Genomic DNA, 18,350 nt, shown 5'->3' with positions numbered 1-18,350 from the left:
CCGGTCCCGGCCTCGCCGGAGTGACGGACCGCGGCCACCCTAGGAGCGGTCCCGACGCATCGGACGGCCCGGTCCGGCGAACGGGAGCGGACGGCCGGTGAACGGGAGCGGCGGTCAGGTGGGGAGGCCGAGCGCGGCGCGCACCTGGTCGCGGTAGGCGCGGCCGGAGATGACGGTGTCGCCGGAGCTCAGGATCATCCGCATCTCCCCGTGGGCGAGGATCTCCAGCTCGCGGATCCGGTCCACCCGGACGATGACCGAGCGGTGGACGCGCAGGAACGCCGCGGAACCGAGCCGCTCCTCCAGCTTCGCCAGGGTGCCGCGGATCAGGTGCGAGCGGGCGCCGGTGTGGACGCGCAGGTAGCCGTCCTCGGCGCGGACGTAGTCGATCGCGTCCAGGTCCAGCAGCCGGATCCGGCCGCCGGCCTCGACGGGCAGCCGGTTCAGCGCGGGCGCGGGGGCCCGCCGGGCCAGCTGGTCGCGGACGCGGGCGAGCGCCAGGTCGAGCCGGTCCTGGCCGTAGGGCTTGAGCAGGTAGTCCACCGCGTCGATCTCGAAGGCGCGGACGGCGTGCCGGCTGAAGGCCGTCACGAACACCACGGCCGGGTCGTGCCGGCCCCAGATCGCGTCGAGGACGTCGAACCCGTCGCCCCCGGACAGCCGGACGTCGAGGAACACCAGGTCGGGCCGGTGCCGGTCGAGGGCGGCGAGCGCCGTCCCGGGCGATCCGCAGCCGGCGAGCAGCTGGACGTCGTCGTGGCGGGCCAGCATGCGCTGCAGCCGGCGCCGGGCCGGCGGCTCGTCGTCGACGATCAGCGTCCGGATCATGCGGGGGCCGTCCGCAGCGGGAGCCGGACGGTCGCCGCGACGCCGCCGTCGGGGCGCGGTTCGACGCTGAACCGGTGCTCGGGGCCGTACATCTGGGCGAGCCGGGCGCGGGCGTTGGCCAGTCCGATGCCCGAGCGCGCCCGGCCGGGCCGCAGCCCGACGCCGTCGTCGGCGACGACGAGCTGGAGCCACGAGCCGTCCGGACGGGCCGAGATGGTCACCGTGCCCGGTGCGTCGCGGGGTGAGATGCCGTGCAGGACCGCGTTCTCCACCAGCGGCTGGAGCAGCAGCGGCGGGACCAGCGCGTCCAGGGCGCCGGGATGGAGCCGCCATTCCACCGCGAGCCTGTCCTCGAAGCGGGCGAGCTCGATGTCCACGTAGGCGGACAGGACCTCCAGGTCCTCGCGCAGCCTCACCTCCGGCGAGCCGTCGTGCTCCAGCGACTGCCGCAGCAGGGTGCTCAGCCGCACGACCATCTGCTCCGCGCGCAGCGGGTCGTCATGGACGAACGAGGCGATCGTGTTCATCGCGTTGAACAGGAAATGCGGCCGCACCTGCGCCCGCAGGGCCTGCAGCTCGGCGCGGGCGAGCTGCTCGCGGGTCCGCGCCAGCTGCTCGCGGCGCCGCCGGTGCTGGGTGAAGTAGTAGACGCCGTGGGCGACGCCGACCCACTCGAAGTACATGGCCAGGTAGGCGCCGAGATCGCGGAGGTACTCCGCGCCGAAGCCGCGTCCGGGCGGCAGCCAGTGCAGCACCGGATCGAACAGGAACATCCGTCCGCTGAGCCAGCAGAGCGCGACCAGGTACCCGGCCAGATGGACCAGCACCGTCCGCGCCACGTGACGCCGGCCGATCGGGAACCGGACGGTGAGCAGGTACACGCCGATGTTCACCGGGAGCCACGTCAGTGACGACGCCATGGTCTGCGCGAGCCCGAGCCCGGCACTGTGCGCGCCGTCCGCGTAGTCCTTCCACCACCCCAGCGCGTCCACCAGCGCGAGCAGCGACACGACCGCGGTCCAGATGCCGAACACCCGCCGATCCACGCCTGTACCGTAACGACCCCCGCGCCGTCCCGCTCCCGCCGAGCCCGCATCCGGCCACGACGCCGTTGTCCTGGCCGCCTACGCCCCGGTCGTTTCGGCTTTTAGAGGAAGAACTCGGACAGTGTGGCGGCGACCAGGGTGGGGTTGTTCTCCATGGGGATGTGGCCGGCGTCGGGGACGCGTACCAGTGTTGTGTTGGGGACTTCGGCGGCGAAGCGCTCGGCGTAGCCGACCTTCTGGAACGTGTCGTCCTCGCCCCACACCAGCAGCTTCGGCACTGAGGACGCGCGCAGCGCCGGCATCAGCGCCTCGGTGTAGCGGCTGTCGGCGGCGCCGGCCAGGGCCATCCAGGACCGTCCCACCCGCATCTGCTGCCACGGGTCGAGGTAGTCGGCCAGCTCCTGCTCGGTGACGGGCCGGGCCAGGGCCGCGGTGACCGCCGCGCGCCGGTTGGCGAGCAGGTCCTCGACGGTGGTGGCGGCGACCGTCTCGGGGTCGCGGTAGCGCGCCACGCCGGGCACCGGCCAGGAGTCGTAGCTCACCGAGTTGGCCAGGGCCAGGCGGGGGACGGCCAGTTTCCCGTCGACCAGGAGTCGCTGGGCGATCGCGCCGCCGATGTCGTGCCCGGCGACTCCCGCCGGCTCGTCCATGCCGAGTGCCGCGGCGAACCGGGTCACCCATGCGGCCAGCGCGGGGACGGTGGCCGTCTCCAGGGTCAGCTCCCCTTCCGAGCGGCCGAGGCCGGGGAGATCGACGGCGACCGGACGCAGCCCGGCCGCGGCCAGGTCGTCCAGTACCGGGAGCCACACCCGGCTCCAGTAGGTGCCGTGGAGCAGCAGCACCTGCGGGCCGGACCCGCCCGCCGTCAGATAGCTCGCCTTGCGGCCGTCGACTTCGATCATCATGCGCGTGGACATGGCATAACCATCGGGGAATGGATCAATGCCGGTCAAATACCATCTAAGGTATGGGCCCATGACGTTGACGCAGCTCCGGGTCCTGGTCGCGGTGGCCGAGTGCGGCGGTTTCACCGCGGCGGCGGAACTGATCGGCATGTCCCAGCCCTCGGTCAGCCGCGCGGTCGCCGGCCTCGAACGCGAGGTCGGCGCCGCGCTGTTCGTCCGGCACGCCGACGGCATCGCGCTCACCGAGGCCGGACGGCGGGCGCACCTGCGCGCCCGCGAGGCGCTGCGGCACCTCGACCTGATCCGCGCGGAGGTCGCCGAGACCGTCGGCGAGATCACCGGGCCGCTGCGCCTGGCCAGCCTGCCCAGCGCCACCGGCACCCTCATCGCCCGCCGGCTGCGGGCCTTCACCGACCGCCACCCGCAGGTCCAGGTGCGGCTGTTCGAGGGGGTCGACGACGACATCCGCGGCTGGCTGCGCGGCGGCGCGGCCGAGGTCGGGGTGGTCACCCTCCCCGCCCCCGGCCTGCACACGGTCCCGCTCAGCACCCACGAGATGGTCGCCGTCGTCCCGTCCGGCCACCGCCTGGCCGGGCGGGAGAGCGTCCACATCGCGGACCTGGCCGGGCAGCCGTTCATCCTCACCACGGCGGGCTGCCGGCCGATCATCCTCGAGGCGGCGCGCGAGGGGGACGCCCACCTGGACATCGCCTACCAGGCCGGGGGCCAGGCGGCCATCCTGGAGATGGTGGCCGCCGGTCTGGGCGTCAGCATCGTGCCCACGCTCGGCCTGCCCGCCGACCTCGGACCGGTCGTCACCAGGCCGCTCGACCCGCCGCTCACCCGGTCGCTGGCCTTGGCCGTCCGGTCGCTGGACGACTGCGGCCCCGCCGCGCGAGCCTTCCTCGACCTGGCCGATCCGGACTGACCGTCCGAGGGGCGGGGGCCGACCGTCCATGGCGCGGGGACCGACCGTCTGCGGGGCGGGGATCGACCGTCTGCGGGGCGGGGATCGACCGTCTGCGGGGCGGGGATCGACCGTCCGCGGGGCGGGGATCGACCGTCCGCGGGACGGGGATCGACCGTCCGCGGGACGGGGATCGCTCAGCCCGACAGGCGGTGGAGGATCTCTTGCAGGACGGGGAGCCCGGTCGCGAAGTTGAGGCGGGCGAACCCTTCGCCGCCGGGGCCGAAGTCGGGTCCGGGGCTGAGCCTGACTCCCGAGTGCTTCAGGAAGTGCGCGGCCGGATCCGTGCCCAGGTCGAGCGCGCGGCAGTCCAGCCAGGCCAGGTAGGTCGCCTCCGGGGTGTGGTGGCGCACGCCGGGCGGGAGTCCGGTGGCGAGCAGGTCGCGGTTGCGCGTGAGGGTCCGCCGGGCCTCGTCCAGCCACTGGTCGCCCTGCTGCCAGGCCGCGACGGTGGCCGCCACGCTGAGGGAGCTCACCTCTCCGAACATCTGCGGCGGCATGGCGGCCAGCGCGTCGCGGACGCGGGCATCGCCGATGTGCGCGACCGAGCAGCGGAGCCCGGCCAGGTTGAACGCCTTGCTGGCGGAGCTCAGCGTGATCGTCCGGTCCAGGAGCGAGGCGAACGGGACGTGCCGGTGCGGCTCGTAGGTGAGGTCGGCGTGGATCTCGTCGGAGACGACCAGCATCCCGTCGCGCTCGGCCACCTCGGCGAGGGCCGACAGCTCCGCATGGCTCATCACGCGTCCGGTGGGGTTGTGCGGGTTGACCAGGACCAGCGCCTTGGCGCCGGCGGCCCGTTCGGGGTCGAAGGCCCAGCCGTCCGGCGTGTCGGTCATGGGGATGGGGAGCAGCCGGCGCCCCATCCGCTCGATGGTCTTCAGGAACGGCGGGTAGGCGGGGCAGTGCATCGCCACCAGGTCGCCGGGCCGGGTCCCCAGGTGAAGGACGACCTGGAGCGCCTGGATCAGCTCGGTGAAGACGTGCATCCGGGACGGGTCGAGCGTCACCGAATGATGCCGCTGCATCCATCCGGCGAAGGACTCCCGCAGCGGGTTGAGGGCGGGCGTGTCGTCCCAGCGGGGGTAGCCGAGGTAGTCGAGGCGCTGCTGGACGGCCTCGCGGATCGGCGGCGCCACCGGGAAGTCCATGTCGGCGATCCAGGCGGGGAGCACGCCCGGATCCACGTTCCCCCACTTGATCCCGCCGCCGAGCGCCTTGCGGTCGATGTCGTCGAACATGCCCACCACGCTAGGCCAGGCGGCGCGGGCCGCGATCGACGATTTCCGGGCGTCCACGCGGGATCCTCGCGTGGACGCCCTCGACTCGCGACGGGCGAGGCGGCCCGGCACGTGGCCGCCACCGATGCGGACGTCGCGTTTCACGGGTGAGCCGGGGGTAGGGGCCGCTTACCAGCCGTCCTCGTCAGGGGGGTCGAAGACATGAACGAGCCGATGGCCGCACCGGGGTCCGGCCCTCCGGTGGCGGACGACTCGCTGACCTTCGTCGGGAACGCGACCACCATCATCAGATACGGCGGCTTCACGCTCCTGACGGATCCGAACTTCCTGCGGCGCGGGCAGTACGCCTACCTGGGATACGGCCTGCGCTCCCGGCGGTTGAAGGATCCGGCGATGGGCGTGCGCGAGCTGCCGCGACTGGACGGGGTGGTGCTGTCCCACCTGCACGACGACCACTGGGACCGGGTCGCCGAGCGCGGCCTGGACCGGGACCTGCCCGTCCTGACGACGCCGGCCGCCGCCCGCACCCTGCGCGACCGCGGCTTCGGCCGGGCGGACGGGATGGCGACGTGGGAGAGCCGCGAACTGGTCGGCGGGAACCGGAAGGTGACCCTCACCTCCCTGCCCGGACGGCACGGCCCGGGGCCCCTGGCCCGGCTGCTGCCCCCGGTCATGGGGACGTTGCTGGAGTTCGGCCCGCTCGACGGACCGCCCGATCTGCGGCTGCTGATCAGCGGCGACACGCTCATGGACGACCGGCTCGCCGAGATCGCGCACCGCTGGCCCGACATCGACCTGGGGGTCGTCCACCTGGGCGGGACGCGGCTGCTCAACCTGGTCACCGTGACGATGGACGGCCGCCAGGGCGCGGACTGGGTGGAGACGGTGGGATGCTCGGCGGTCGTGCCCGTCCACTGCGACGACTACACGGTCATGAAGTCGCCGCTCTCGGAGTTCCGGGCCGAGGCCGCGAAACGCGGCCTGGCCGGACGCGTCCGCGTCATCGAACGGGGACGCAGCCTTCCCTTGCGTCCGGTCCTTGCGAAACGGTGAGGACGCACCGTCACGGCCTATTCCTCTGGGGCCTGCCATCCGGTGGCCGTCCAGGTCAGGGTGCCCGAGGAGGGTTTGGCGGTGAGCCGGATGGCGGCGAGCTGCTTGGTCGAGGTGTTCAGCAGGCAGAACTGCGAGCCCACCTTGAGATCCGCGTAGCGGACGTTCGCGCTGATCGGGTTCCGCTTGACCGCCGTGTAGCAGGCCGAGCCGTCCGGTGTGCCGTCGATGGCGGCGGCCTGGACATTGTCGTAGAACTTCAGAATGCCGGGGTCGGCCTCCGGCATGTACTGGATGTCGGCGACGGTCGACTCGCTGATGTCCGTGGTGACCGCGGGGCCGTGGGATTCGAAGCTGACGCCGGGAATGCCGCTGGCGGGCAGAGAGAAGGCGGTGTCGGCGTATTCCTTGGCGAATCCACCGCCGAATGACGTCGGGGACGCGGCGTTCGGTGCGATCACGTGCGTTCCCTTAACGACGCCGTCGCGCGTGCGCTGGGAGCTCTTTTCGCTCGCCACGGAGTACGTCAGAACGCCCGCGCCGACCAGCACGGCGACGATGACGGCGGCGGCGAGGACGGGCGTCCGGCCGGCCCTGCCGCCCGGCGGCCGGTCCACGGCCTGCGTCGGCGTGGGCAGCATGGTTCCCGTGGTCCCGAGCGCACCCGGCATGGTCGGTCCGTGGGGCGCGGGTCCAGTCGGGAAGGGCTGCTGGGGCTGCGGGCTGAACGGCGGCGTCGTGGAAGCGGGCTGGAGTTCGGCCGGCGGACGGTAGCTCGCCATGGTGGTGGCGATGGCGGGCGGCAGCCAGCGTCCGTCGCCGCCGGGCCCGCCGGGGATCAGCGCCCCGGCGGCCTCGATGATCTCCGCGGTCGTCGGACGCCGGGCGGCCTCCTTCGCCAGGCACCGGCTGAGGAGCGGACGCAGGTCGTCCGGGCAGCGCTCCAGCTCCGGCTCGGCGTTGACGATCCGGTACATCAGCGCCTGCGAGTTGCCCTCGCCGAAGGCGCTCAGCCCGGTGGCGGCGTGGAAGGCCGTCGACCCGAGCGCGAACACGTCCGCGGCCGTGCCGATCTCGCCGCCGGTGATCTGCTCCGGCGCCATGAACGCCGGGGTGCCCACCACGGCCCCGGACCGGGTGAGGGTGCTGGCGTCGGCCGCCCGCGCGATGCCGAAGTCGATCACCTTCAGCCCGTCGTCGGCGAGCAGGACGTTGCCCGGTTTGAAGTCGCGGTGCACCAGCCCGGCCTGGTGGACGCTGGCCAGCGCTTCCGCGCACCCGGCCAGCAGCCGCGCGACCACGGCCGGGGGCAGCGGGCCGTGCTCGGCGACCGCCTCGTGCAGGGTCGGCCCGGCGACGTAGGCGGTCGCCAGCCAGGGCTGGGGCGCGTCGGGGTCGGCGTCGAGCACGGGCGCGGTGAAGAAGCCCTGGACGCGCTGGGCGACGTCCACCTCCCGGCGGAACCGGCGGCGGAACTCCGGGTCGTCGGCCAGCTCGCCGCGGACGACCTTCACCGCCACCGGGCGCCTGCCCGGCGTGAAGGACAGGTACACCCGCCCCATTCCCCCGCCGCCGAGCCGGGCCAGCAGCGGGTATCCCGCGACCATTCTCGGATCGTCGTCCCCCAACGGCATGAACCTGGCCACGGCGACTCTCCCACCAAGTTTTTCGCAGGATGCTACGCGCGCAGCGCAGTCCCGAACACCCCGACGGCCGCTTTCGGCCCAGCCTTCCCCCACCTTTCGAACGCCCCGGAGACAACGCCGGACTCCGCGCTTGAAGACGGGTCAGTCGAATTGCAGGACGACGCGTCCGCGGACGCCGGGACGCTCCAGCCGGCGGTGGGCGTCGGCGGCGCGGGAGGCGGGCAGGCGGTCGGCCACGCGGGGGGTGAGCCGGCCGTCGCCGGCGAGTTCGGCGAGCCGGTCGAGGGCGGCCGCGGCCGTGGCGTGGTCGCGGACGAAGACCGGGACGACGCGGACCCGGCCGGCGCCGTCGCCCGTGTAGCCGCTCACGGTGACGACCGTGCCGCCGTCCTTGACGGCCGGGAGCGCGGCGGCCTCCAGCACGGCGGCGTCGAGGAGTCCGTCGACGCCGCCGGGGTGGTGGCGGCGGACCTGCGCGGCGAAGTCGTCGCCCCGCGGCAGGACCTGGTCGGCTCCGCAGGCGCGGACGAAGTCCTCGTCCTTCGGGGCGGCGTCGGCGACGACGACCAGCCCGTCCTGCTCGGCGAGCTGGACGAAGTACCCGCCGACGGCGCCGGCGGCGCCGGTGACCGCGACCGTCGCGCCGGGCGGGAGCGCCAGGGTGTCGAGCGCGAGCCGGGCCGTGAGCCCGTTCATCGGGACGGTGGCGGCCTCGGCGGGCGAGAGCCCGGCCGGGATCCTCGCGACCGAGCGCGCCGGCACGACCAGGTCGGCCCGGTAGCCGCCGTGCTCGCCCGACGGCACCACGACGGCCATGACGGCGTCCCCGACCGCGAGCGCGCGGTCGACTTCGGGGCCGATCTCGGTGATCGCGCCGGCGACCTCCATGCCCGGCACGCGCACCGCGTCCGCGGCGTCCTGCCGCGGGCGTGAGCGGATCATCGCGTCGATCGGGTTCACCGCCGCGGCGGCGACGCGGATCCGGACCTGTCCGGGGCCGAGCGGTTCGGGTGCCAGGTCGAGCTCCTCCAGGGCGTCCGGTCCGCCCGGTCGCCTCACTCCGATTGCTTGAACCATGGTCGCTCCTTGTCGGCTGGGGGGGACGGGCGGGACCGGCCGCGCCGCCGGCATCGGCCGCGGCGTGGACCCGACCCGGCCCGGCCCGGGTTACGGCGTCGGGGGGACGCTCAGTCCTTCGAGCAGCAGGCTGCACACCTCGTCGAGCTCGGCGCCGATGCCGGGCTCCTGCCATTCGGCGGCGTGGGCGAGGTGGTGGAACTTGGCGGTGGCGGTCATGACCGCGCGGGCGGTGGCCGCCGGGTCGCCGGCGCGGAAGCCGCCGTCGGCGACACCGTCGGCGATGATGGCCGTGAGCTGGCCCAGCAGGTCGGCGACGTGGTCGGTGGCGACGCTGCTGTGCGCCGCCGCGAGGCTGCCGTAGGCGGCGAACAGCTCCGGTTCCCGGCGGATCTTGTCCTGCTTCAGGGCCAGCACGGCGTGCAGCCAGGCGCGCAGTCGCCGCGCCGGCGGGATCGCGCGGTCGGTGGCGACGACGGCGAGGGTGTCGCGGTTGCGGTCGAGCCAGCGCCGGGTCACGGCCTCGCGGAGCGCCTGCTTGGAGGCGAAGTGCTTGTAGACGGCGGCGTGGCTGACGCCGAGCGCCCGGGCGACGTCGACGACGGTCGCCTTCGCCGGTCCGTGGCGGCGCAGGATCTCCTCGGTGGCCGCCAGGATGGTGTCCGCGTCCAGCGGGGTCCGGGGCGGCATCAGCGGGCGCCTTCCGTCCGTTCGCTGTCCAGGAGCGCGAGCAGGGCGGGGGCGTAGCGCTCTCCGGCGACCGCTCCGCGCGGGACGGCCTGCTCGATCGCGTCCAGGTCGTCCTCGCTCAGCGCCAGTTCGGCGGCCCGCGCCGTCTCGGCGATGCGGCCCGGCCGGCTGACCCCGGCCAGCGCGACGACGTCCCGGTGCGCGCGTCCCTGCGCGAGCACCCACGCGATCGCCAGCTGAGCGACCGTGACGCCGCGGGCGGTGGCGATCCGGCGCAGCCGCTCGACCAGCGCGAGGTTGGTCTCGACGTTGCCCGCGGCGAAGCGGGGCAGGTGCCCGCGATGCCGCGCGGCGTCGGCGGACGGCCGCCACGTCCCGGTCAGCATCCCCTGCGCGAGCACGCCGTAGGCGGTGACGCCGATGCCCAGCTCGCGGCAGGTGGGCAGGATCTCGTCCTCGACGCCGCGGCTGAACAGCGAGTACTCGATCTGGACGTCGGTGATCGGGTGCACCGCGTGGGCGCGGCGGATCGTCTCGGCGCCGACCTCCGACAGCCCGATGCCGCGCACGTAGCCCTTGCGCACCATCTCGGCGATGGCGCCGACGGTGTCCTCGATCGGGACGGCGGGGTCCAGCCGGGCCGGACGGTAGATGTCGACGTAGTCGGTGCCCAGCCGTTGCAGCGAGTACCCCAGGAAGTTCGCCACCGCGTCGGGTCGCGCGTTGACGCCGTGCACGCGGCCGTCCACCCCGAAGAGCGCACCGAACTTCACGCTCACCACGGCGCGCTCGCGGAGGGCGGGACGCAGCGCACGCCCGATGAGCGTCTCGTTGTGCCCCATCCCGTAGTGGTCGGCGGTGTCGATGAACGTGATCCCGGCGTCGAGCGCGCTGCGAAGCGTCGCGATGCCGCCCTCCTCGTCGGCGCTGCTCCCGTACGCGCCGGACATGCCCGCGCAACCGAGCCCGACTGCTCCCACGCGGACGTCCGCACCAAGTGCCCTCTGCTCCATGCGAGGAACACTAGGCGAGAAGGTAACAAGTGTCAAAGTTTGTAACTTGTTGCCCCGGTGGGCGCGTGGGAGCGGGCGGCGACCGCGATGCCTCTTCGCGTGGCCACTTCCCTGGACGCATCAGACGCCGAAGACCTCCAGCAGGCGCCGGGCGAACTCGGCGGGTCGCGCGGTCGCGCCGTTGTGCGCGCCGGGGAAGACCGCCGGCTCGCAGCCGATCTCGGCCGCCAGCAGCCGCGCCGGACGCGCCGGAAGGTTGCCGCCCGTCCGCTCCCCCACGGCGAGGACGAGCCGGTCCGCGACCGCGCGCAGGGCGGCGACGTCCGGCCGGTGAGCGGTGGTGAACGAGCGCAGCTCGTACTCCAGCATCACCGGGGCGTTGGCGGTCTGGCGCTCGACCATCGCCCGGGTGCGCTCGTCCTGCGGCAGCTCCCTGGGCTCCATGACGTCGCCGATGGCCGCCGCGAAGCGCGCGAACCCGGCCGCGGGGCCTTCCGCCTTCAGGGCTCGGACGACCTCGTCCACCATGGCCCGGTGGTCGGCGGCGTCCGGGAGCACGGCGAAGGCGGGCGGCTCGTGCGCCACCAGCCGCCGGACCGCCTCCGGGTGCCGGGCGAGCAGCTCCAGCCCCACGATCGCCCCCGCACTGGCGCCGAAGACGTAGGCGTCCTCCGCGCCGAGGTGGCGGAGCAGGCGGTGGGCGTCGTCGGCCGCCACCTCGACGCGATGCTCGGCCCGCTCGCGCACCACGCTGCGCGAATAGCCGCGCGGGTCGAGGGTGACGAACGTGAACCGGTCGGCCAGCTCGTCCGCGAGCCCGTCATAGACGGCCGCGTCGCCCGGACCGCCGGGCAGGGCGAGCAGCACCGGGCCGTCCCCGCGCACCTCGTAGTACAGCGTCGCCCCCGGCACGTCGATCGTCTCGCAGCGCATGACTCCACCTTTTCCTAGTATCTCTAGGTTTCAAACTAGAGTTTCTAGCGTTGCACCGCAACTTGAACGCTCTCAACTCCGGCCGTCTCGCGGTCGGGAGGGCTGCGGTGCGGGAAGCGGGAGGGGCAGGCCGGTCTTGACGGTGTCGAAGACGACGAGGGTCCCGTAGCGCTCGATGTTGCCGTCGGCCTTGAAGAGACGGTCGCCGACCCGGGTCCCGAACAGACCCGTGAGCCGGCGACCCGGCTCGCGCGTACCGCGTGGACGCCAAGCCCCGATCAACATGGAACGCGACAATCACACCGCACGGAGAGAGGAAGGCACAGTGGAGCGCATCGGCATCATCGGGGTGGGCGAAATCGGCCGGGCCATCGTGGACGGGCTGTACTACCGAGGCGACGAGGGCTGCGGGGACGACGAGGCGCCCGAGGTCTTCCTCTCGCCTCGCGGACGCCGCGCGGCCGCGGAACTGTCCCAGCGCTACGAGAACGTACGCGTGTGCCCTGACAACCAGGCGGTGATGGACCGCTCCGAGATCGTCGTCATCGCCGTCCGCCCCCAGGACCGGCACCAGGCCCTCGACGGTTTGACGGTCGCCGGCGACACGATCGTGGTCAACGTGATGTCCGGCGTCGGCAACGACGACCTGCGCAGGACGCTGGCCACCGATGCCCCGATCGTGCGGGCCATCCCGCTGCCCGCCATCCGCGAACGCCGCGCCGTCACGGTGACGTACCCGTCCCACCCGGTGACGGACACGCTCTTCGAGCGCCTGGGCGGGGCGCTCCCGGTCGCGGACGAGACGGCGTTCAACGTCCTCTCCGCGGTGACGGGGACGCTGACCACCCACTACGCCTACCTCGACGCGCTCACCTCGTGGGCCGTCGGCCACGGCATCGCCCCCGGCGACGCGGACCGTTACGTCCGCGGCCTCTTCCAGCAGGTCGGCCGTGCCCTGAGCGACGAGACGCGCGGTCTGCGGCAACTCGCGGCCGACCACGAGACGCCGAAGGGGAACAACGAGCGCATTCGCACGACGTGGTTCACCCCCGCCAACTCCGCCTCCCTCGCCGGGGCGCTGGACCAGCTCCTCGACCACCTCGAAGGGCGACGGAGCGACGCTCGGCCGTAGCTCGACCCGGCTAGGGGGTGGTGACGGTCTGCTGAAGCAGGTTCTGGAGGGTGCGTTGCTGCTCGGGGCCGAGCGCGGCCAGGGGTGAGTCCTCGGTGAGGAGGTCGAGGAGCCGTTCGCGCAGCGCGGTGCCCTCGGCGGTGAGGACGAGGTGCTTGGCGCGGCGGTCGGTGGGGTGCGCGCGGCGTTCGACCAGGCCCTGCTTCTCCAGCTTGTCGATGACGAAGGTGGCGTTGGACGGTTCGCAGCTCATGCGTTCGGCGAGCTCGCGCATGGTCATCGGCCCGGTCATCTCCCGCAGCGCCGTCGCCTGCGCCGCGGTGAGGCCCAGCGTGACGGCGCGCTGCCGCACGTGATCGGCGATGCGGTGGGCCAGGCCGTTCACCAGGCCGCACAGTTCCCGCTCGGCGACGGCCTGCGCTTCCGGGGATGTCGTCATGCCCCCACTCTAGCAAGTCCATCAAGTTGTACTAATTCCAGCTTGAATGTTTCTAACTTGATGCTTATGGTGGCGTGGTCGCCGCACCGCGAGGGACGGCGGCGACCCGACACACGATGGCGAACGAGGAGTGGCATCCATGCTGAACGCGGCGACCGACCAGGGCGAGCGGCTGCGACGGCCGGCGGAACTCCGCTCGGTGCGGCTGGGCGACACGAAGGTGACCTTCGTCCCGGACGGTGCGATCCAGGGCCGTCCGACCGCCTGGCTGCCGGACTCCACCGACGAGTTCTGGGCGTCCCGTCCGGAGTACCTGGACGCCTCCGGACACCTGGTGGCGAGCCTGGGCGGCCTGCTGGTGGAGCACGGCGACCGCGCGATGCTGATCGACACGGGCTTCGGCCCGCACTCGCTGCCGGCCGATCCGGCGACACCGAACGGCGCCATGCGCGGAGGCGCGCTCCTGGACAACCTGGCCGGGCTCGGCCGCCGGCCGGACGAGCTGGAAGCGGTGGCCTTCAGCCATCTGCACCCCGACCACGTCGGCTGGGCGGCGCACCGGGCGCCGGGCGATGACCGGCCCGCGTTCGCCTCCGCCGAATACCTGGTGGCCGAGCCGGAATGGGCCCAGCGGGAGCACCTGGAGGCGGCGGGGACGCCCGGGGACGTCCTCGACGCCCTCGCGCCGCAGGTCCGCACGGTGGCGGACGGGCAGGAGATCTTCCCCGGCGTCCGGGTCCGGATCACCGCCGGCCACACCGCGGGACACGCGGAGTTCGTCATCACCGGAGGCGGGACCCGCCTGATCGCCTTCGGGGACTCCATGCACTCACCCGTCCAGGTGGACCGTCCCGACTGGTCCTGCGTGTACGACCACGCCCCGCTCCGGTCCGCCGACCACCGCCGCCGCCTCGTCGCCGAGCTGGAGGAACCGGACACCATCGGCTTCGGCATCCACTTCGCCGACGTCGTCTTCGGACGCGTCCGGCGGGACGGCCGAGGCCCCGCCTGGCGTCCTCTGAACGCTGGGGACGAGCTGTGACGACGACCCTCGTCCGCGCGCGTCCGGCCGGATCCCGCACCGGGTACTGGCCGGGCGTCCTCGCGGCGGCGCTGACCACGACGGTCACCGTGATGCCCGGCTTCGCCCTCGGCGCGTTCGCCACGGCGATCGAAGGGGACCTGCACGTCTCGCGGACCGGCGTCGGCCTGATGATCAGTATTTTCTACGCCACCACGGCACTGAGCTCGCCCCTGGCCAAGCGGGTCGCGGCCCGCCTTCCGACGCCGACGGTCCTCGCCGTCGCGGCGGTGGCCGCCTGCGCCGCGATGCTCACCGTCTCCCGGGCGGACGACCCGGCCACGATCACGGCGGCCCTGGTCGCCGGCGGGCTGGGCAACGGACTCGTCCAGCCCGCGGTGGGCCGGCTGATCGCCGCGCACGTCCCCGGGCACCGGCGGTCGCTGGCCGCCGGGACGGTCGGCGCGGCGCTCGGCGCGACCACCCTCGTCCCCGGCCTGCTCGTCGCCACCGTCGTGCCCGCTCACGGGTGGCGGGCGGCCATGACGATCGCCGCGCTGATCGCGCTCGTCCCGGCCGTCCTCACCCCGCTGACGCGCACGACGCCCGGCCCGTTCCCGGCGCGAGCCGAGCACGCCGCCACCACTACCGGGACGCCCAGGGGCGTGCTGGCACTGTGGGCCCTCGCAGCCGCCCTGTCCGCGACCGGCAACAACGCCGTGGCCACCTACTTCGTCCAGCTCGGCACCCACTCCGGGCTGCCCGCCGCCCTCACCGGCAACCTGCTCTCCCTGAGCGCCCTGCTGGCCATCGCCGTCCGGCTGGTGACGGGAGCCCTCACCGAGCGCGCTCCCTGCCGCAACCCAGCGGTGATCACCGCGATGATGCTCACCGGAGGTCTCGGCCTCGCGCTCATCGCGATCGGCACTCCGGCGACCTTCGTCCTCGGCGCCGCGCTGGCCTTCTCGGCGGGATGGGGCTGGACGGGACTGCTGCTCGCCGCCACGCTGCGGCTGGTCGCCGACAGGGCCGAGAACGCGGGGCACACCGTCCAGATCGGCATCTACACCGGCGCCGCCATCGCTCCCTACACCTTCGCCGCGTTGTCCGGCGCGTTCGGTGACTCCGGCGCCGCCCTCATCTCCGCCGCTGCGGGCGTCGCGGGAGCCGCGGCGATGACCACCGGAGCGGTCCTGTCCCGACGCCTTGAGGGAGATTCGTCCAGGCGCGACGCCGCCCCTGAGCCTGCGGCTCCCGTGGGCGCGCTCACCTGTGCCGACGTCGGCACGGCTCGACACCGCTGACCGGTGAGGCCGCCCCGCGGCCTCACCGGCTGCGAAGGACTCGCGAACCCCGCCTTTTCGCTCGGGCGGCGTCGCCGGCCGGCCGCGCGTTCGCTGCCCTTGACGCTCGTCCGGGCGACCGGGAAAGGTGGTGCGATGATCAGAAAGCCGCGGGCGGCGGACGCCGAAGACCTCCCCTTCCGGATGGCGCGCGGCATGCTGTGGACGGCGCTGGTCCTGCTGTTCGTGATGCGCGCGAACTTCGAGGCGGAGGCCGGCGGGTCGGGCGTGGCCGTGGCGCTGGCGGCGGCCTCCTATCCCCCGCTGATCGCGCTGCTGCTCCCGCGCTGGAGGTCGCGGCGACGCGTCCGGTACGGGCTGCTGGGTGCGGTGACGGCGCTGGCCCTGCTGCCGTTCGCCGTGGTCGGGACGGACTGGGGCTGGCTGCCCTGGACGGTCGCCGCGGCGGTCCTGTGCACGCTCCCCCAGCGGATCGCCTGGCCGGTGTTCGTGCTGGTCACCGCGGCCACCTTCGGCGGCGAGGCGCTCTTGGGGGAGCCCTTCGACTACTGCGTCCGGCAGGCGGCGGCCTGCGCGACCGACGGGCTGATCGTGTTCAGCCTGTACGCGCTCGCCGAGATGATCCACGAACTGCACGCGGCCCGGGCCGAGCAGGCGCGGCTGGCGCTGGTCCGGGAACGGCTGCGGCTGGACGGCGAGCTGCGCGGCGACATCGACCGCGAACTGGCGTCCATCACCGACCGTCTACACCGCGCACTCCGCGCCGCACCCGGCAACACCACGCTCAAGAACACCGCACCCAGCACCGCACCCGGTGCCGCATCCGGTGCCGCACCCGACGGCGCGTCCGGCGGCGCGTCCGGCGGCGGGCCCGGCGGCGAGCCCGGCGGCGCGGTCGGCGGCGCGGCCAGCGGCGTGCCGGCGGGTGCGGCCGGCAGTGGGTCCGGCGGCGTGCTTGGGGATGCGCTGGCCGAGGTCGGCGCGGCTACCGAGGCCGCGCGGCGGACGCTGGCGGGTGTCCGGGCCACGGCGAGCCGGTACCGGGTCGCCGTAGAGCCGGCCGCGGCGCCCGCGATCGGTTCGCCGCGGCTGGCCCGTGCCGTCCTGCTGGCGGTCATCGTGCTGCAGGCGGCGAAGAACCTGGTGTACATGGCGTCCGAACCGGGCGGGGACGTGCGCTGGCTGGTCGTGGCGGTCCCGGTCGTGGCCGGCGCGATGGCGCTGCTCCTCGTCCGGCGGACCGCGGCGCGCTGGACGGCGGCCTGGGCGCTGCTGGGGCCGTGCGTCTGGGCGCTCTTCGCCGTCTCGCCGTCGCTGGCCTGGCTGACGTACCTCTGGGGTTTCGTCATGGGCGGCGCGCTGGTGACGTTCCGGCCGCCGCGGTCGTGGGCGCTCGCCGCGGGCCTGCTGGGGATGCACGTCGCGTTCGTGTACTTCTCGCTGCCCACGATGTCGCTGGTCACGCACATCGGCAACGCCGTCTCCGACCTCATCCTGGCGTGGCTGTTCGCCAGCCTGGTCCGGCTCGCCGATCTGGTGGTGGTGCTGGAGCGGGCGCGGCACGAGGTGGCGGGCGCCGTGACCGCCGCCGAGCGGCTGCGCGTCGCCCGCGACCTGCACGACGTGCTCGGCTTCGCCCTGTCGGCGGTGGCGCTGCGCGGTGAGCTGGCCGCGCGGCTGCTGGAGCGCGATCTGGACCGGGCCGCCGCCGAGCTGACGGCGCTCGTCGAGCTGGTGGAACGGTCCCGCGCCGAGCTCGGCTCGATCACCGGCGGGCGGATCCGGTTGCGGCTGGACCGGGAGCTGGACGCGGCGGCGGACGTCCTCACCGCCGCGCGCATCACCGTCCGGACGCAGGGGCACGCCGGGCCGCTCGCGGAGGACGTCGACACCGCGCTCGCGACGGTGCTGCGCGAGTGCGTGACGAACGTCCTGCGCCACAGCGAGGCGCGTACGTGCACCATCACGGTCACCCGGGCCGGCGGTACGGTGCGGCTCCACGTCGCCAACGACGGCGCCGGGCCCGCGCGCGGGGAGCCGGGGTCCGGACTGGCCGGCCTGGCCGAGCGGACCGGCGGGCGGCTGACGGCCGGGCCCGGGCCGGGTGGACGCTTCGAGGTGACGGCCGAGTTCGCTACGGGACCCGAGTCCGCCACGCGAACCGAGTCCGCCACGCGAAGCGAGTTCGGTACGGGACCCGAGTCGGCCACGGGAACGCAGCCGCCGCCCTCAGAACCAGCCGGCCTCCCGCGCGATGCGGACGGCGTCGATGCGGTTGCGGGCGTTTAGCTTCGCCACCGACGACGTCAGGTAGTTGCGCACCGTCCCGTAGGTGAGGCCCATCCGTCCGGCGACGTCGGCGAGCTCGGCACCGGTCGCGACCAGCCGCAGCACCTCGGTCTCGCGGCGAGTCAGCGGGTTCGGGGGCGACCGGAGCGCCGCGACCGCCAGTTGCGGATCGACCGCCTGACCGCCCGCGGCGACCGTGCGGATCGCCGCGACCAGTTCGGCCGGCCGCAGGTCCTTCGGCACGAACCCGGCGACCCCGGCGGCCAGCGCGCGGCGGAGCTGGCCCGGCCGGCTCAGCGCGGTGAGGATCAGCACCCGGCACTCCGGGAGCCGGTCGCGCAGCTCGGCGGCCGCCGCGACGCCGTCCATCCCGGGCAGGTCGATGTCGACCACCGCCACGTCCGGCCGGTGCCGCCGCGCCGCGGGCACGATCTCCGCGCCGGACGCCACCTGCGCCACCACCTCGACGCCGTCCTCCAGCGCCAGCAGCTCGACCAGCGCCTCGCGGAGCAGGTGCATGTCCTCGGCGATCAGAACTCGGATCATTCCCACCCTCCGCCGTCCATGATCGTCGATCGGGTGTGCCGCGCGCAGTGCGGACGGTGTGCAAACTGCACACCCGCCCGGTGACCTCCGACACTGTGCCCGCCCGGTCCGCTCGCCGAAGATCGTCACGGACGCCGGTGACGGTGCCGGAGCGCGGCCCCGCGCACGCCGCGCATCCGCGCCCGGACGGCGTCCTTCCCCATCACTGTCCTTCCCCGTCACT

The 18,350-nt window shown here is 73.9% G+C and carries 17 protein-coding genes; 6 read left to right on the top strand and 11 right to left on the bottom strand.

What is annotated here, in order from left to right:
* Positions 1-114: 114 nt before the first annotated feature.
* The 3 genes from ACFPCY_RS13480 to ACFPCY_RS13470 form a co-directional block, all read right to left on the bottom strand.
* Positions 115-828 (bottom strand): LytR/AlgR family response regulator transcription factor, encoded by a 714-nt coding sequence (locus ACFPCY_RS13480; protein WP_378254863.1) that lies wholly within the window; start codon positions 826-828, stop codon positions 115-117.
* A complete protein-coding gene (locus ACFPCY_RS13475) occupies positions 825-1,874 on the bottom strand; it encodes a sensor histidine kinase (protein WP_378254861.1) in 1,050 nt (349 codons plus the stop codon). The genes ACFPCY_RS13480 and ACFPCY_RS13475 overlap by 4 nt, the downstream gene beginning before the upstream one ends.
* 101 nt (positions 1,875-1,975) lie before the next feature.
* On the bottom strand, positions 1,976-2,791 hold the full coding sequence (locus ACFPCY_RS13470) for an alpha/beta fold hydrolase (protein ID WP_378254859.1): 816 nt from the start codon (positions 2,789-2,791) through the stop codon (positions 1,976-1,978).
* A 58-nt stretch (positions 2,792-2,849) separates the two neighbouring features.
* On the opposite strand from ACFPCY_RS13470, the gene ACFPCY_RS13465 reads away from it, so the two are divergent.
* On the top strand, positions 2,850-3,707 hold the full coding sequence (locus tag ACFPCY_RS13465) for a LysR family transcriptional regulator (RefSeq protein WP_378254857.1): 858 nt from the start codon (positions 2,850-2,852) through the stop codon (positions 3,705-3,707).
* Between the two features lie 176 nt (positions 3,708-3,883).
* On the opposite strand, the gene ACFPCY_RS13460 is transcribed toward ACFPCY_RS13465, so the two are convergent.
* Positions 3,884-5,041 (bottom strand): MalY/PatB family protein, encoded by a 1,158-nt coding sequence (locus ACFPCY_RS13460; RefSeq protein WP_378254855.1) that lies wholly within the window; start codon positions 5,039-5,041, stop codon positions 3,884-3,886.
* Between the two features lie 144 nt (positions 5,042-5,185).
* Between ACFPCY_RS13460 and ACFPCY_RS13455 the strand changes: the two genes are divergently transcribed.
* Complete coding sequence (locus tag ACFPCY_RS13455; protein ID WP_378254853.1) at positions 5,186-6,037, top strand: MBL fold metallo-hydrolase; 852 nt, start codon at positions 5,186-5,188, stop codon at positions 6,035-6,037.
* 17 nt (positions 6,038-6,054) lie between these two features.
* Here the strand turns inward: ACFPCY_RS13455 and ACFPCY_RS13450 are convergent, their stop codons facing one another.
* The 5 genes from ACFPCY_RS13450 to ACFPCY_RS13430 all read right to left on the bottom strand — a co-directional run bounded on the left by ACFPCY_RS13450 (position 6,055) and on the right by ACFPCY_RS13430 (position 11,396).
* Entirely contained in the window at positions 6,055-7,683 is a 1,629-nt protein-coding gene (locus ACFPCY_RS13450) for a serine/threonine-protein kinase (protein ID WP_378254851.1), read from the bottom strand.
* A 141-nt stretch (positions 7,684-7,824) separates the two neighbouring features.
* A complete protein-coding gene (locus ACFPCY_RS13445) occupies positions 7,825-8,760 on the bottom strand; it encodes an NADP-dependent oxidoreductase (protein ID WP_378254849.1) in 936 nt (311 codons plus the stop codon).
* Positions 8,761-8,850: 90 nt separating this feature from the next.
* Entirely contained in the window at positions 8,851-9,450 is a 600-nt protein-coding gene (locus ACFPCY_RS13440) for a TetR/AcrR family transcriptional regulator (RefSeq protein ID WP_378254847.1), read from the bottom strand.
* On the bottom strand, positions 9,450-10,463 hold the full coding sequence (locus ACFPCY_RS13435) for an aldo/keto reductase (RefSeq protein ID WP_378254845.1): 1,014 nt from the start codon (positions 10,461-10,463) through the stop codon (positions 9,450-9,452). Before ACFPCY_RS13435 ends, ACFPCY_RS13440 begins: the two co-directional genes overlap by 1 nt.
* Before the next feature lie 120 nt (positions 10,464-10,583).
* The gene (locus tag ACFPCY_RS13430) at positions 10,584-11,396 is read right to left on the bottom strand and encodes an alpha/beta fold hydrolase (protein WP_378254843.1); all 813 of its coding nucleotides are present in this window, start codon (positions 11,394-11,396) and stop codon (positions 10,584-10,586) included.
* Between the two features lie 325 nt (positions 11,397-11,721).
* Here ACFPCY_RS13430 and ACFPCY_RS13425 point away from each other — a divergent pair, with 325 nt between their 5' ends.
* Positions 11,722-12,528 carry an NAD(P)-binding domain-containing protein gene (locus ACFPCY_RS13425; protein WP_378254841.1) on the top strand — a complete coding sequence of 269 codons (807 nt, stop codon included), beginning with the start codon at positions 11,722-11,724 and terminating at the stop codon, positions 12,526-12,528.
* Between the two features lie 10 nt (positions 12,529-12,538).
* Here ACFPCY_RS13425 and ACFPCY_RS13420 read toward each other — a convergent pair whose 3' ends face one another.
* Positions 12,539-12,967 carry a MarR family winged helix-turn-helix transcriptional regulator gene (locus ACFPCY_RS13420; RefSeq protein ID WP_378254839.1) on the bottom strand — a complete coding sequence of 143 codons (429 nt, stop codon included), beginning with the start codon at positions 12,965-12,967 and terminating at the stop codon, positions 12,539-12,541.
* A gap of 139 nt (positions 12,968-13,106) precedes the next feature.
* Between ACFPCY_RS13420 and ACFPCY_RS13415 the strand changes: the two genes are divergently transcribed.
* The 3 genes from ACFPCY_RS13415 to ACFPCY_RS13405 all read left to right on the top strand — a co-directional run bounded on the left by ACFPCY_RS13415 (position 13,107) and on the right by ACFPCY_RS13405 (position 17,581).
* Positions 13,107-14,009, top strand: coding sequence for an MBL fold metallo-hydrolase (locus ACFPCY_RS13415; RefSeq protein WP_378254837.1), 903 nt, complete (start codon positions 13,107-13,109; stop codon positions 14,007-14,009).
* The gene (locus ACFPCY_RS13410) at positions 14,006-15,292 is read left to right on the top strand and encodes an MFS transporter (protein WP_378254835.1); all 1,287 of its coding nucleotides are present in this window, start codon (positions 14,006-14,008) and stop codon (positions 15,290-15,292) included. Before ACFPCY_RS13415 ends, ACFPCY_RS13410 begins: the two co-directional genes overlap by 4 nt.
* Before the next feature lie 135 nt (positions 15,293-15,427).
* Complete coding sequence (locus ACFPCY_RS13405; RefSeq protein ID WP_378254834.1) at positions 15,428-17,581, top strand: sensor histidine kinase; 2,154 nt, start codon at positions 15,428-15,430, stop codon at positions 17,579-17,581.
* Here ACFPCY_RS13405 and ACFPCY_RS13400 read toward each other — a convergent pair.
* Positions 17,522-18,127: a response regulator transcription factor gene (locus ACFPCY_RS13400; RefSeq protein WP_378254832.1), complete on the bottom strand. Its 606-nt coding sequence runs from the start codon at positions 18,125-18,127 to the stop codon at positions 17,522-17,524. The two genes, ACFPCY_RS13405 and ACFPCY_RS13400, sit on opposite strands and share 60 nt — an antisense overlap.
* Positions 18,128-18,350 lie beyond the last annotated feature (223 nt).

Origin of the sequence: Actinomadura gamaensis, from assembly GCF_042652125.1 — a bacterium.
Lineage (GTDB): Bacteria > Actinomycetota > Actinomycetes > Streptosporangiales > Streptosporangiaceae > Spirillospora > Spirillospora gamaensis.
Note: the sequence above shows the minus strand (reverse complement) of the source record. Positions and strands in the feature narration are given on the sequence as shown.